Genomic DNA, 13,692 nt, shown 5'->3' on the forward strand with positions numbered 1-13,692 from the left:
AATGATTCAGCGATATAAAAAATCTCGTGGTGTTTTGTGCGCAGTGGCGGTCGCCGCCTTTTTAACTGCTTGCGGTAATGATAAGCCAGAAAATTACCTAGCCTCTGCGAAGCAAAACTTGGAGAAGAATGAAAAAAAAGCTGCAATCATTCAGATCAAAAATGCTCTGCAAGCTAACCCCAATTTACCCGAGGCTCGATTCTTACTGGGTAAAACATTGTTGAATTTGGGGGAGTCGGGCGCTGCTGAGGTCGAGCTGGACAAAGCGCGAGCTTTGAAGTACCCCGACGATCTGGTCGTCCCGGAGTTGGCTAAGGCTTTGCTGGCCCAAGGAAAGTTCAAGAAAATAACCGATGATTTTGCGAAGACCCAGCTGGAGACTGCGGCTGCGAAGGTTGAGTTGCATTTGGCGTTAAGTGCGGCCTTTTTTGAGCAGGGAAGTGCGGCTGCGGGACAGAAAGCCTTGGATGCGGCTTTGGCTGAAGATCCAGGAAATATCGACGCTTTGATCATGAGCGTTCGCAGGCAAGCAGCCAAAAATAATATGTCGGGTGCTTTGGCGTCGATTGATGCTGTTATTAAAAAATCACCCAGTAATGCCGATGCTTTGAAACTAAAGGGTGATTTGGTATTGAGTGCATCCAATGATCAGGATGCAGCTCTGGCTCTGTATGAAAACTCTGTACAAGCCAAGCCCGGTTATTTGCCCGGTTATATGGGAATGCTGGTGCTTCTAATGCAGCAGGAAAAATTAGACGAGGCTGCTAAAAAATTAGAGGCAATGAAGGCAATTGTTCCAAATAGTCCCCAGGTTAAGTATTTTGAAACGCAGTTGGCTTATCAGAAAAAAGACTATAAAGCTGCAAGAGAATTTTCTCAGCAGCTACTGAAGGTCGCCCCTAATTATACGCGTGGCCTGCAATTGGCCGGAGCCATTGAATTTCAATTGAATTCAATGTTGCAGGCAGAAATTTATCTAAACAAGGCCTTGACTGCTTCGCCAGAGCTTTCTATGTCACGACGCATGTTGACCATGGTTTATCTGCGTACAGGCCAGGTGGCCAAGGCCATCGCTATATTAGAGCCTGCATTGAGCCAGGAGCCGGTGGATGTCACGCTGTACTCTGTGGCGGGTGAGGCTTATATGCAGAATGGAGATGTCAAAAAAGCAGTTGATTATTTTGCAAAGGCTTCCAAGGTAGATCCAAAAAATGCAATGAAGAAAACTTCGCTGGCTTTGGCGCACATTGCTGCCGGTGAAGGTGATTTTGCATTTTTGGAGTTGCGCGATATTTCTGCGTCCGACAAGGGTATTAGTGCCGATATGGCGCTGATTGGTGAGTATTTGCGCAAGCAGGAGTATGATAAAGCATTGGCGGCAATTTCTGTGATGGAGAAAAAAACTCCAGAAAGTCCTATTTCACAAAATTTGCGCGGGAAAATATTGTTCGCGCAGGGGAATGTCGCTGCAGCTAGAAAGAGTTTTGAAGCATCTTCTAAATTGAATCCCAATTATTTTCCTGCTGTAGCAAGTCTTGCTGCGTTGGATATTGCGGAAAAAAAACCGGATGAAGCATCGAGGCGATTTAACGAAATTCTTGCCAAAGATCCAAAAAATATGCAGGCTTTATTGGCGTTGGCTGAGGTACGCAAAGAAGCAGGTGGAAGCAAGGAAGAAGTTTCAAAATTGATTGCGAATGCAATTTCCGCAAACTCGTCAGACCCTACGCCCCGTGTATTGTTGGTAAATTATTATTTGGCAAATAAGGATGCCAAGGCTGCTTTGTCGACTGCTCAGGATGCAACAACGGCATTGCCGGAAAGTCCCGAGTTGTTAGACGCCTTTGGCCGTGCCTTGCAGGCATCCGGTGATACGAACCAAGCGATTGCAACCTTCAATAAATTGGCTACCTTGCAGCCTTTGTCGCCCTTGCCTCAAATGCGTTTGGCGAATGTCAATCTGGCAGCCAAGAACAAAGACGCGGCAGTTCAAAATCTACAGAAGGCCTTAGAGTTGAAGCCTGACTTGTTGGATGCCCAGCGTGCTCTGGCATTCTTGGATACGACTTCTGAGCGCTACCAAAATGCGATTACTACCGCAAGAACCATTCAGCGGCAACGTCCCAAAGAAAACATCGGCTATATCTTGGAAGGGGACATATTTGCCGAACAGAAGAAATGGGATGACGCAATATCAGCATACCGATTGGGATTGAAGCAAACCAACTCGCTGGGAGCCGCTATAAAGATACATGCCGCTTTGGTGGCTTCTGGTAACAAACCGGATGCTGATAAATTTATACTAACTTGGCTCAAGGAGCATCCAAAAGATACGACTTTTATGTTGTATATGGCTGATGATGCTTTGGCAAAGAAAGATTATTTGGTTGCTGAGAAATATTATGCCAATGTTGTGCAGTTGCAGCCTACTAATGCGCTTGCTTATAACAATCTGGCTTGGGTTTCGGGTCAGTTGAAAAAAGATTCGGCTATAGGTTTTGCGGAAAAGGCTGTTAGTTTGACGCCGAACCAACCCTCCTTTATGGATACCTTGGCCATGTTGTGGGCGGATAAGGGTGATTATGCAAAAGCCATTGAAATGGAGAATAAGGCTTTGTTGCTACAACCTAGTAATGCGGTGCTTAAGTTGAATTTGGCAAAAATATATATCAAATCGGGGGATAAGAAAAAGGCCAAATCCCTATTGGAAGATTTGAATAAATTAGGGAAGGATTTTGCCTCGCATGAGGAGGTTGAATCTGCACTCAAGACTCTTTGATGCCTAAACCCGTCTTCAGTCAAATCGGATAGTTAATCACATGGGAATTCACACATATTTTCGATATGTGGTTTTGTGTGCACTTTTTATCCAATGCCCCGCCCAAGCGGAGCTGGCGGACGTGATTCCCCACGTTAAGCCATCTGTGGTCATCGTGGGTTACTACAAGAGTACCAATAGCCCTCGGTTTTCGTTGCGTGGAACGGGGTTTGTTGTCGAAAGCGGCAATCTTGCTGTCACCAATGCCCATGTATTGATGGGGCCTGCGGAAGATCCTGCAGGAGCCAGTTTGGCATTGCAGATCAGGGACTTCAAAGGAGAGTTGCAGATGCGCGCCGCTTCGGTGTTGGAGGTGGATCGCATCCACGACCTGGCTTTGCTACGGTTTGAGGGTGCGCCGGTTGCGCCTTTGACTTTGCGCGACTCCAAGAGCGTGCGGGAAGGTCAGTCTGTGGCGTTCATGGGCTTTCCTATCGGCGGGGCGCTGGGCTTTTCTTCTGTGACCCATCGCGCCATGGTGTCATCTATCACTGCAATCGTGCTGCCAGCGGCCACAGGTGCGCAGCTGACCGAGCGGTCTATCCGCAGTCTGCGCGACGGTAGCTTTGATATTTTTCAGCTGGATGGCACGGCTTATCCGGGCAACAGTGGCGGCCCGCTGTTTGATGCCGAAACCGGCGAAGTGGTGGGCATCGTCAATATGGTGTTTGTCAAAGGCACCAAAGAGTCGGCGATCAGCCAACCCTCGGGTATCAGCTACGCGATTCCGTCCAACTTCGTGGTGCAGTTGCTGCAGCGGCAGAAGACCAACTGATTGGCCTTCTGCTCTAGGGCACCCATTACTGGATAAAGCCCATGCGGCTTTTGTGCTGTGAGGCGCGGGGCAGGTCTTCTACCTTGATGACGTCGCGTCCATCTAGGCGGGCATTGCCGAAACCGGTCATCAGCGCACGGCGCATTTCACGCGGGGCAAGTTCTGCGAGGGCGTCCAGCAGATCGCTGTGCGGCTCCGGTGTAAACCGCTCACCCCAACCATGTTCGCTTCGGATGGACTGGTAGAGGTTATTGGCAATCTGCCTAGCGGCCTCGGGTGAGGGCGGCTCGATTTCAAAGACGTTCATGCGGTTCAGAATCGGCTCTGGAATGCCGCGCGGGTCGTTGGCTGTGGTGATCCAGATCACCTGGCTGGCGTCGATGGCTACTTCGGCGAACTCGTCCATGAAGTTCTGCGCCGTATCGTGTTCCAGCAGGCTGTAGAGCGCGCCCAAGGGGTCGTATTGGGCATCGGCGCTGGCTTTGTCGATTTCGTCCACCACGATCACTGGGTTGGCGTATTCACCGTCTATCAGTGCTTCGAACACCTTGCCGGGCTTAGCGCCTTTCCATTGCGATGACGAGCCGGACAGCAGCCAGCCAGCCGTCATCGAGCTCATGGGTACCAGGTTCATACCGGTGCCCAGCAGATCGGCCAGCTTCTTGGCGAAATGGGTTTTGCCTATGCCGGGCAGACCCAGCAGCAGGATGGGTGTGACTTCCAGGCCGTCTCGGCTGTCCTGACTCAGGGCCACATGGCGTTTGACGTCGTCCAGCACGTCGGTGAAGTTCGGCAGGGCCTGGTACAGGGCTGACATTTCCGGCACGCCAGAGGGCTTGACCTGGAAGCGCTCAGGGCCGCGCTCCAGCATGCGCTCGTAGGTGCTGCGCAGGTTTTCGTGTTCTCGGCTGGGGAGTTTGGCCAGTTTGCGTTCGACTTCTTGTGTCTGGAAGACACTGCGCACATTGGCGACGGGCAGTTGAAACTGCGGTACATGCGGAACAAGACTGCGGGATTCCATGAAAGACTCCTTGGTTGCTGGCACAGCTTCATTTCAGCATAAGCCGTGCCAGCACACCATGGTAGAACCCGTGCAAAAGTACCGTTTATTACAGCCTATGTGGATTCCTCACCACATAGGCTGTTGGCCGGGCTTCAGGCGGCCTTGGCGCCCAGTACCTGGTGCAGTTCACCGGATTCGTACATTTCCATCATGATGTCCGAGCCGCCCACGAATTCGCCCTTGACGTAGAGCTGGGGGATGGTGGGCCAGTTGCTGTATTCCTTGATGCCTTGGCGAATTTCGTCGTCTTCCAGTACGTTCACGGTCTTGACCGTTTTGGCATCCACGCCGCAGGCTTTCAGTAGCTGGATGGCGCGGCCCGAAAAGCCGCACTGCGGGAAGCTGGCATTGCCCTTCATGAATAGCAGTACGTCGTTGGATTTGACCAGTGCATCAATACGTTGTTGTGCGTCGCTCATGGCGGGGCTCCTTGAAAATCAAACCGCTATTATTTCACTGCACACGTTGCGGTGGGATGCGTGCGCTGCCGTGCCCCCACATGGGCTAGGGCTGGTTGCTATATTTTGTGTAGCTGCTGGCACAGGTTCTATAAGCGCAAGCAGCCAATATCTTACAAATTTCAGACGGGGATCTGACCACCGCTGCAGCGCTCTATGCCGGCCAGGTCCTGCCTGGATTGCACCTGCGTAAAGCCATTCTGTTTCAGCAAAGCGCGCACAGCAGCGGCCTGGTCGTAGCCGTGCTCCAGCAGCAGCCAGCCGCCGGCCTGCAAATGCGCGGGTGCCTGGCGGATGATTTGGCGGATGTCGTCCAGCCCGTCGGCACCTGCGGTCAAGGCGCCCAATGGCTCATGTACCAGGGCGGGCAAATGCGGGTCCGCATCGGCAATATAGGGTGGGTTCGACACGATCAGATCGAAGCGTCCGCTCACCTGCGCAAGCCAGCTGCTGTGCAGAAATTTCACCGGTAATTTCAGCCGCTGCGCATTGGCTTGCGCCACCGCCAAGGCGTCGGCGCTGACATCCACTGCCGTAACCACTGCCTTCGACGCGGCATGCTGGATGGCCAGGGCGACGGCTCCGCTGCCCGTGCCCAGGTCCAGTACCTGGGGCGTGGCCTGTTCCTGGAGGCGCTCCAGCGCCCAGTCCACCAAGGTTTCAGTATCAGGGCGTGGCACCAGCACGCGCGCATCTACGTGCAGCGCCAGGCCAAAGAATTCGCGCTGGCCGGTGATATAGGCCACGGGTTCGCCTGCGCGGCGGCGGGTACACGCCGTGCCGAAGGCTGCGGCTTGCAGCGGATTCAAGGCATTGTTGTTATGGGCCATTAGCCACGCGGCATCGGATGGATTTTTGCCCAATGCATGCAGCAGCAGCATGCGGGCATCCAGCTTGTCGATGCCGTGCTTTTGCGCGCCCAGCAGGGCGGTTTGCAGCGTGGCGACGGTATCTCCATACACCGAGGGCACAGGCTTGCGGGCGGCGCGCGCCACTTTGCCCAGGCCGGGGTGTTCTGGCCGAGGCGCCATGCGCTTGGCGCTTTTTTCCTGGGCGTCTTTCAGCGATTTGCTGGAGACCTTGGCGTAGCCGCCGCTGGGCTTGGGGCCTTTGTTGATGGAACGTGCCATGGGGTCCTTTTAAGTGCCGACTTCGAGTTCGGCGAGTTGCTCTGCTTCCTGGGCCGCACGCAGGGCGCCCAGCGGCTCGGCCAGGTCACCCTCCATGATGAATAGCAGCTTGTACAGCGTGAGGTTGATGCGGTGGTCGGTCCAGCGGCCTTGCGGGAAGTTGTAGGTGCGGATGCGGTCACTGCGGTCGCCGCTGCCGATCAGGCCCTTGCGCTCGGCAGCGTCCTTGGCGGCGCGCTCGGAGCGGTCTTTTTCGTGGATGCGGGCTGTCAGCACCTTCAGCGCCTGCGCCTTGTTGCTGTGCTGGCTGCGGCCGTCCTGGCACTCAGCGACGATACCGGTGGGGATGTGGGTGATGCGCACCGCCGAGTCGGTCTTGTTGATGTGCTGGCCGCCGGCGCCGCTGGCGCGGTAGGTGTCGATGCGCAGGTCGGCCGGGTTGATCTTGATGGCTTCCTGCTCGTCGGGCTCGGCCAGCACCGCCACGGTGCAGGCGCTGGTGTGGATGCGGCCCTGGGTTTCGGTGGCGGGCACGCGCTGCACGCGGTGGCCGCCGGACTCGAACTTCAGCTGGCCGTAGACGCCGTCGCCCTCGATGCGCAGCACCACTTCTTTGTAGCCGCCAAGCTCACTGGGGGATTCGCTGACGATCTCGGTTTTCCAGCCCTGGCGTTCGGCGTAGCGGGTGTACATGCGCAGCAGGTCGGCTGCGAACAGGGCGGATTCGTCGCCGCCGGTGCCGGCCCGGATTTCCATGAAGGCGTTGCGTGCGTCGTCCGGGTCCTTGGGCAACAGCATGCGCTGCAGCTCGGCCTCCAACCGGGTCAGCTCGGCCTGGGCGGAGGTGATTTCTTCCTCGGCCATTTCGGCCATGTCGGGGTCGCTCTTCATTTCCTGCGCGGCGGCCAGGTCGGACTCGCGCTGGGTGTAACGGGCGAAGCGGGCCGCCACCTGGCCCACCTCGGTGTGTTCGCGCGACAGTAGCAAAAACTGCTTCATGTCGCCCATGATGTCCTCGCGGGACAGCAGAAAGTCGAGTTCGGCAAGGCGAAAGGCGTAGCGCTCAAGCTGTTGGCGGAGAAAGGGTTTCATAAAAATTGTGGCTCACCCCCAGGCTACGCTGCGCTTCGCCAACCCCCTTGCAGGGGGCGATACCAGTGGCCCGGCATAGCCGGTTCCACGGTATCCCTGGGCAGGGCGTTGATGCAGTCTGGGGTGGGGCGTGACGAGGTAACTTAAATGGAGGGAGATGAAGGCCCCTGAAAAGCCAGGGCCGGAAGCGCAAGCGACAGCGTCGCTAACGCTCTTTGCGCAAAAACAGTTTGTGGATGGCCTGTACCGTGTGCTCGCGGCTGCTGGCATCGCCGGCGCGCAGCTCGGCCATGGCGCCGTGCAGCATCTTTTGGGTCAGGCCTTTGCTGAGCATGTCCAGCACGGCCTCGATGTCGTCGCCCTTGGCCAGTAGGCGGCGCGCGCGGGTCAGCTCGGCGGCGCGCCATTCGTCGGCCTGGGCGTTCAGCTGCTGGATCAGCGGCACCACGCCGTGCACCGGGTCACGTTGGTCCATCCAGTGCAGAAAGCTTTGCACGCCGGCGTCGATGATGACCTCGGCCTGGGCCACCGCAGCTTGGCGATTTGCCTGGCCGCTTTGCACCACATGGGCCAGGTCGTCCACGGTGTACAGGTACACGTCTTCTAGTGCCTTCACTTCGGGCTCGATGTCGCGCGGTACGGCCAGGTCCACCATGAAGATGGGGCGGTGCTTGCGCAGCTTCAGGGCGCGCTCCACCGCGCCCAGGCCGATGATGGGCAGGGTGCTGGCGGTGCAACTGACAACAGCGTCGAATTCATGCAGGCGGCTGGGCAGGTCGGCCAGGCGCATGACTTCGCCGCCAAAGCGGGTGGCGAGCTTTTCGCCGCGCTCCAGCGTGCGGTTGGCGATGGCGATGGATTTGGGGTTCTTGGCGGCAAAGTGGGTCGCCGCCAGCTCGATCATTTCACCGGCACCGACAAACAGCACCCGCACTTCACCCAGGTCTTCAAACAGCTGGCTGGCCAGCCGCACTGCGGCAGCGGCCATGCTGATGGAGTGCGCGCCGATCTCGGTGGAGGTGCGCACCTCTTTGGCCACGGCGAATGAGCGCTGGAACAGCTGGTTCAGGGTGGTGCCCAGGGCACCAGCCTGCTCGGCCACGCGGACAGCGTCTTTCATCTGGCCCAGGATCTGCGGCTCGCCCAGCACCATGGAATCCAGTCCGCTGGCCACGCGGAAGGCGTGGCGCGCCACGGGGCCGTCTTGCAAAGTGTAGGAGTGCGAACGCAGCAGGGCCGGCGATACGCCGCCGCTGTGAGCCAGCCAGTCCACCGTGTGGTCCAAGGCCTGTTGGTTGCCCGCGCAATAGATTTCGGTGCGGTTGCAGGTGGAGATGATGGCTGCTTCGGGGCCGGCCAGGGCGGCGCGCAGGCCTTGCAGCGTGGGCGCGATTTGGTCCAGGGCGAACGCGAACCGACCGCGCAAATCCAAGGGTGCGGTGTTGTGGTTAATGCCTAATGCCCAGACTGCCATGGGGGGATTATAAAATTTGTGCGGCCCGAAATCGCCGCCTCGCTGTCAAAGCCTCAAAATTGCTGCTATGGGACCCATAGATTCATTGATACATCTGCTGAACTTCGCCGCGCCGGCCCTGGTTGTGGGGCTGCTGACGGCGCTGCTCGCCCGGATATTTATGAAAAAAAAGGCTGTAGCGCAGGGATTAATTGCGCAAGCAGCTATCAATTTTGTAGTGTGCCTGCTGGTGCTGCTGGGCGGGCTCTGGTTTTTCGGCCATGACGGCAAGATGGCGACCTATGCCGCGCTGGTGCTAGCCTGCGCCAGCAGCCAGTGGTGTTTAACGGGGCGCTAGCGGGCCTGGCGTAAAACTGCCGAGCGGTTTAGCCAGCCATACCTGGTTGCGGCCCGCGCGTTTGGCGTCGTACAGCGCACGGTCTGCCTGTTGTACCAGGGCGTCGAGCGTGGTGGGTTGCTGTGCCACGGTGCCGGCCACGCCTATGCTGATCGTCACCTTGACAGCGCCTTGCGCGGCGTAGAGTTGGGCCGAATAGGCCACGGTTTCGCGCATGCGTTCGGCCAGTTGGTGGGCTTGCTCGTAGCCGGTATTGGGCAGCAGCACTACAAATTCCTCGCCGCCCCAGCGGGCCAGTAAGTCGGTGGCGCGCAGCACCTGGGCGCAGCGCCGGCCTACTTCCATCAGCACCTGGTCGCCCACGTCGTGGCCGTGCTGGTCGTTGACGTGCTTGAAGTGGTCTATGTCCAGGATCAGCAGGGCCAGGGGCAGGCCGTGGCGCTGGGCCAGGTCCAACTCGCGCTGGGCGGTTTGCATGAAGTGACGCCGGTTGTGCAGGCCGGTCAGCACGTCGGTCATGGACAGGGTGTGCGCGGTGTGGCGGGCCTGCTCCAGTGCGGCTACCAGCGCGAAGATCATGCCGCCGGGCAGCAAGGTCATGGGCAGCGGCACAAGCAGCGAGATGTAGAAGGCCTCGCCCATCTCGCCGTAACCGCCCAGCCGGATGTACAGCCAGGTCAGCCCCAGGGACATCAGGGAAATGCACGCGCTGAATAGCAGCGTGGTGCGCCAAACGCCCAGGCGCACCACAGCCCGCGAGCAGTACTGCAACAGCGGTGTCAGCGCGGGGCCGGCCTTGCGGGGTGTGGAGCGTGCTGGCATGTTCGGATGCTAGCAAACGCGGCTGCCGCAATGTGTGCGGCTCAATGTGCTGGCGAGAACAGGTCCACGCGGTCGGTGATGATGCCGTCGGTTCCCAGGTCCATCAGGCGCTGTACAGATTCGGCGTCGTTCACGGTGTAGCTGGAGGTGCGCAGGCCAGCGGCTTTGACGCGGGTCACGGTTTCGGCATTCCACAGTGTGTGGTTGCAGATGATGGCGACGCAACCGAGTTCCAGCGCGGCCTCCAGCCAGCCGTCCCAGAGTTCGTCTAGCAGCAGGCCGCGTGGCAGCGCGGGCTGGGCGGCTTTGGCGCCTTCTAGGGACTCGGTGCTGAAAGAGCTGAGCAGCGGCGGCACGGCCTGGCCGCGCCACAGGCGAGACGCGTGGTGCGCCACGGCTTCGCCAGTGAGGCGTTCCACGCCAGGAGTCGGCTTGATCTCGATGTTCAAAAAGTAGCTGTTGCGCAGGCAAAAGGCGGCGATGTTGTCCAGTGTGGGCAGGGTTTCGCCCGCGTAGCTGCGCGAATGCCAGCTGCCGGCGTCTAATTGGGCCAGCGCGCCCCAGGTGTGGTCGCCGCCCAGGCCTTTGCCGGTGCTGGTGCGCTCCAGCGTGTCGTCGTGCAGCAGAAAGGGCACGCCGTCGGCGCTGAGTTTGACGTCGCACTCGAACATGCGGTAGCCGTGCTGCGCACCCAGGCGGAAGGCGGCGAGGGTGTTTTCAGGCGCCAGTTTGCCCGCGCCACGGTGGGCGACCCAGCGGGGGTAGGGCCAGTTGCTTGCGGTGATTTGCATGGAATTCAGGGGTTTATGCGTTTGCCTGTGTCACTATTAAACCAGTGCAGCCGGTCGGTGCGCGGCGTGGCGTGGATGGTGCTGCCGATAGCCGGTGCGGCTTCACTTTCTTCGGTGCGGATGATTAGCAGCTCGCTGCTGGGGCCGGTGCCTAAGCGTGCATAGGTCAGGCGTTCCGCGCCCAGCATTTCGGTGGTTTCCACGGTCAGCGGCCAGCCGTCGTTGCTGAGTTGCAAGTGCTCGGGGCGTATGCCCAGGATGGCGTCGACCGGGCCGCCCAGGCTGGTGTTGGGGGCAGTCTTCAGCAGGTTCATGGGTGGGCTGCCGATGAAGCTGGCGACAAAGGTGCTGGCGGGGCGGGTGTAGACCTCTTCGGGCGTGCCGAACTGCTCCATTACGCCGCCGTTCATCACGATCATGCGCTGCGCCAGGGTCATGGCTTCGACCTGGTCGTGGGTGACGAACAGGCTGGTGATGCCCAGTTCGCGGTGCAGCTTCTGGATTTCCAGCCGGGTCTGGGCGCGCAGCTTGGCGTCCAGGTTGGAGAGTGGCTCGTCGAACAGAAACACCTGCGGCTGGCGCACGATGGCGCGGCCCATGGCGACGCGCTGGCGCTGGCCGCCGGACAGCTCACGCGGCTTGCGCGCCAGGAACTGGCCCAGCTCCAATATCTTGGCGGCCTTGTCTACGCGGGTCTTGATGTCGGCCTCAGACACTTTGGCGATCTTCAGGCCGTAGGCCATGTTGTCGAACACCGTCATATGCGGGTACAGCGCATAGTTTTGGAACACCATGGCGATGTCGCGCTCGCTGGGTTCCAGGTTATTGACCACGCGCCCGCCGATGGAGATGGTGCCGTCGCTGACTTCTTCCAGCCCGGCGACCATGCGCAGCAGCGTGGATTTGCCGCAGCCCGAGGGGCCGACGATGACGATGAATTCGCCGTCAGCGATGTCGGCGTTAACGCCGTGGATCACCTGGTTGGCGCTGGCGCCCTTGCCGTAGCGCTTGATGACGTTCTTGAGTGTGATGGCGGCCATAAACTGTTTTGCTAGTCTTTTAATAGCTGCTGGCGCAGGTAATGCCTGCGCTAGAGCCCAATTTCTTTTAAATTATTTTTCTGTATCCACCAGGCCCTTGACGAACCATTTCTGCATCAGCATGACGACCAGCGCGGGTGGCAGCATCGCCAGAATGGCCGTGGCCATCACCAGGTTCCATTCGGTCTGGCCGTCGCCGCCGGAGATCATGCGTTTGATGCCGATCACCACCGGGTACATGTTTTCATTGGTGGTGACCAGCAGCGGCCACAGGTATTGGTTCCAGCCGTAAATGAACTGGATGACGAACAGCGCCGCCATGCTGGTGCGCGACAGCGGTAGCAGAATGTCCCAGAAGAAGCGCATGGGGCCAGCGCCGTCCATGCGCGCGGCCTCCACCAACTCGTCCGGCACGCCCATGAAGAACTGGCGGAACAGGAATGTGGCGGTGGCCGAGGCAATCAGCGGAATCGTCAGGCCGGCGTAGCTGTCGAGCAGCCCCAAGTCGGCCACCACTTTGTAGGTGGGGCCTATGCGCACCTCCACCGGCAGCATCAGGGTGACGAAGATCATCCAGAAGAAGAATTGCTTGAACGGAAAGCGGAAGTACACCAGCGCAAACGCCGACAGCAGCGAGATGGCTATCTTGCCGATGGCAATCACCAGCGCGGTGACCAGGCTGACCACCATCATGCGGCCCACCGCCGCGTTGGAGCCGCCGTGGGCGCCCGTGCCTTGCAAGGCTGCTGCGTAGTTTTCCACCAGGTGCGAGCCCGGTAGCACGGGGATGGGACGCTGCACCATCTCGGATGCGGTGTGGGTAGAGGCGACAAAGGTGATGTAGACCGGAAAGGCCACGATCAGCACGCCCAGAATCAGAATCACATGGGCCAGCATGCCCATGGTGGTGCGGCGCTCGACCATCAGTAATTCACTTTCTTTTCGACAAATTTGAACTGCACCACGGTCATGGCGACCACGATCACCATCAGCACCACTGACTGCGCCGCCGAGCCGCCCAGGTCCATGGCTTTGAAGCCGTCGAAATACACCTTGTAGACCAGGATGGCCGTGTCTTTGCCGGGGCCGCCTTGGGTGGTGGAGTCGATGATGGCGAAGGTGTCAAAAAATGCGTAGACGATGTTGATCACCAGCAGGAAGAAGCTGGTGGGGGTGAGCAGCGGAAACTGGATGGTCCAGAACCGGCGCCAGGGCCGCGCGCCGTCCATGGCCGCCGCTTCAATCAAGGATTTGGGGATGGACTGCAAGCCGGCCAGGAAGAACAGAAAGTTGTACGACAGCTGCTTCCAGATGGCGGCCATCACCACCAGGGCCATGGCGTGGTTGCTGTTCATCAGGTGGTTCCAGTCCACGCCCAGCAGTCCCAGCCAGTAGGCCACGATGCCGATGCTGGGCGAGAACATGAACAGCCACAGCACGCCCGCCACCGCAGGCGCCACGGCATAGGGCCAGATCAGCAAGGTTTTGTAGATGCCGCTGCCGCGTACCACGCGGTCGGCAAACACCGCCAGCAGCAGCGACAGGCTTATGCCCAGTACCGCCACGAGGATAGAGAACACGGCGGTGGTCTGGAACGAGGCCATATAGCTGGCGTCGTTCCACAGGTTGCGGAAGTTGTCCAACCCGACCCAGTCCACCGAGGTGCCAAACGCGTCAGACTGCTGCAAGGACTGCAGCATGGCCTGGCCCGCAGGCCAGAAAAAGAAGACGCAGATCACCACCATCTGGGGGGCGATCAGCACCCAGGGCAGCCAACGAGATTGAAAGACGACGCGTTTTTCCATGGATGTTTAAGGCCAACTTTGTTGTAGTTATTAATCAGCTAGCGTCGGGCGCAACGGTTTTCAGCCCTGGAACCCGTGGAACCGGCT

General features: G+C 58.8%; 13 protein-coding genes. 3 read left to right on the top strand and 10 right to left on the bottom strand.

Annotated elements, in window-relative coordinates:
• The first annotated feature begins 1 nt into the window (after position 1).
• A complete protein-coding gene (gene prsT / locus AC4BBN_RS14740) occupies positions 2-2,779 on the top strand; it encodes an XrtA/PEP-CTERM system TPR-repeat protein PrsT (protein ID WP_490592716.1) in 2,778 nt (925 codons plus the stop codon).
• Positions 2,780-2,819: 40 nt separating this feature from the next.
• The gene (locus tag AC4BBN_RS14745; RefSeq protein WP_490592717.1) at positions 2,820-3,593 is read left to right on the top strand and encodes a S1C family serine protease; all 774 of its coding nucleotides are present in this window, start codon (positions 2,820-2,822) and stop codon (positions 3,591-3,593) included.
• A gap of 25 nt (positions 3,594-3,618) precedes the next feature.
• On the opposite strand, the gene AC4BBN_RS14750 is transcribed toward AC4BBN_RS14745, so the two are convergent.
• The 5 genes from AC4BBN_RS14750 to hemA form a co-directional block, all read right to left on the bottom strand.
• Complete coding sequence (locus AC4BBN_RS14750) at positions 3,619-4,614, bottom strand: AAA family ATPase (RefSeq protein WP_490592718.1); 996 nt, start codon at positions 4,612-4,614, stop codon at positions 3,619-3,621.
• A gap of 134 nt (positions 4,615-4,748) precedes the next feature.
• Positions 4,749-5,075 (bottom strand): Grx4 family monothiol glutaredoxin, encoded by a 327-nt coding sequence (gene grxD, locus AC4BBN_RS14755; protein ID WP_490592719.1) that lies wholly within the window; start codon positions 5,073-5,075, stop codon positions 4,749-4,751.
• A 161-nt stretch (positions 5,076-5,236) separates the two neighbouring features.
• Entirely contained in the window at positions 5,237-6,244 is a 1,008-nt protein-coding gene (gene prmC / locus AC4BBN_RS14760; protein WP_490592720.1) for a peptide chain release factor N(5)-glutamine methyltransferase, read from the bottom strand.
• 9 nt (positions 6,245-6,253) lie between these two features.
• A complete protein-coding gene (gene prfA, locus AC4BBN_RS14765) occupies positions 6,254-7,336 on the bottom strand; it encodes a peptide chain release factor 1 (protein WP_490592721.1) in 1,083 nt (360 codons plus the stop codon).
• Positions 7,337-7,541: 205 nt separating this feature from the next.
• Positions 7,542-8,810: a glutamyl-tRNA reductase gene (hemA, locus tag AC4BBN_RS14770; RefSeq protein ID WP_490592722.1), complete on the bottom strand. Its 1,269-nt coding sequence runs from the start codon at positions 8,808-8,810 to the stop codon at positions 7,542-7,544.
• Positions 8,811-8,934: 124 nt separating this feature from the next.
• Between hemA and AC4BBN_RS14775 the strand changes: the two genes are divergently transcribed.
• Positions 8,935-9,147, top strand: a complete 213-nt coding sequence (locus AC4BBN_RS14775) for a hypothetical protein (RefSeq protein WP_490592723.1) — start codon at positions 8,935-8,937, stop codon at positions 9,145-9,147.
• Here the strand turns inward: AC4BBN_RS14775 and AC4BBN_RS14780 are convergent.
• The 5 genes from AC4BBN_RS14780 to ugpA all read right to left on the bottom strand — a co-directional run bounded on the left by AC4BBN_RS14780 (position 9,133) and on the right by ugpA (position 13,605).
• On the bottom strand, positions 9,133-9,969 hold the full coding sequence (locus AC4BBN_RS14780; protein WP_490592724.1) for a GGDEF domain-containing protein: 837 nt from the start codon (positions 9,967-9,969) through the stop codon (positions 9,133-9,135). The two genes, AC4BBN_RS14775 and AC4BBN_RS14780, sit on opposite strands and share 15 nt — an antisense overlap.
• 41 nt (positions 9,970-10,010) lie before the next feature.
• Positions 10,011-10,760, bottom strand: a complete 750-nt coding sequence (ugpQ, locus tag AC4BBN_RS14785) for a glycerophosphodiester phosphodiesterase (RefSeq protein WP_490592725.1) — start codon at positions 10,758-10,760, stop codon at positions 10,011-10,013.
• Positions 10,761-10,765: 5 nt separating this feature from the next.
• On the bottom strand, positions 10,766-11,800 hold the full coding sequence (locus tag AC4BBN_RS14790) for a sn-glycerol-3-phosphate import ATP-binding protein UgpC (RefSeq protein ID WP_490592726.1): 1,035 nt from the start codon (positions 11,798-11,800) through the stop codon (positions 10,766-10,768).
• Positions 11,801-11,872: 72 nt separating this feature from the next.
• Positions 11,873-12,724 carry a sn-glycerol-3-phosphate ABC transporter permease UgpE gene (ugpE, locus tag AC4BBN_RS14795; RefSeq protein WP_490592727.1) on the bottom strand — a complete coding sequence of 284 codons (852 nt, stop codon included), beginning with the start codon at positions 12,722-12,724 and terminating at the stop codon, positions 11,873-11,875.
• Positions 12,724-13,605, bottom strand: coding sequence for a sn-glycerol-3-phosphate ABC transporter permease UgpA (ugpA, locus tag AC4BBN_RS14800; protein WP_490592728.1), 882 nt, complete (start codon positions 13,603-13,605; stop codon positions 12,724-12,726). The genes ugpE and ugpA overlap by 1 nt, the downstream gene beginning before the upstream one ends.
• Positions 13,606-13,692 lie beyond the last annotated feature (87 nt).

It is taken from the genome of Rhodoferax sp. SPJ21 (assembly GCF_058216335.1).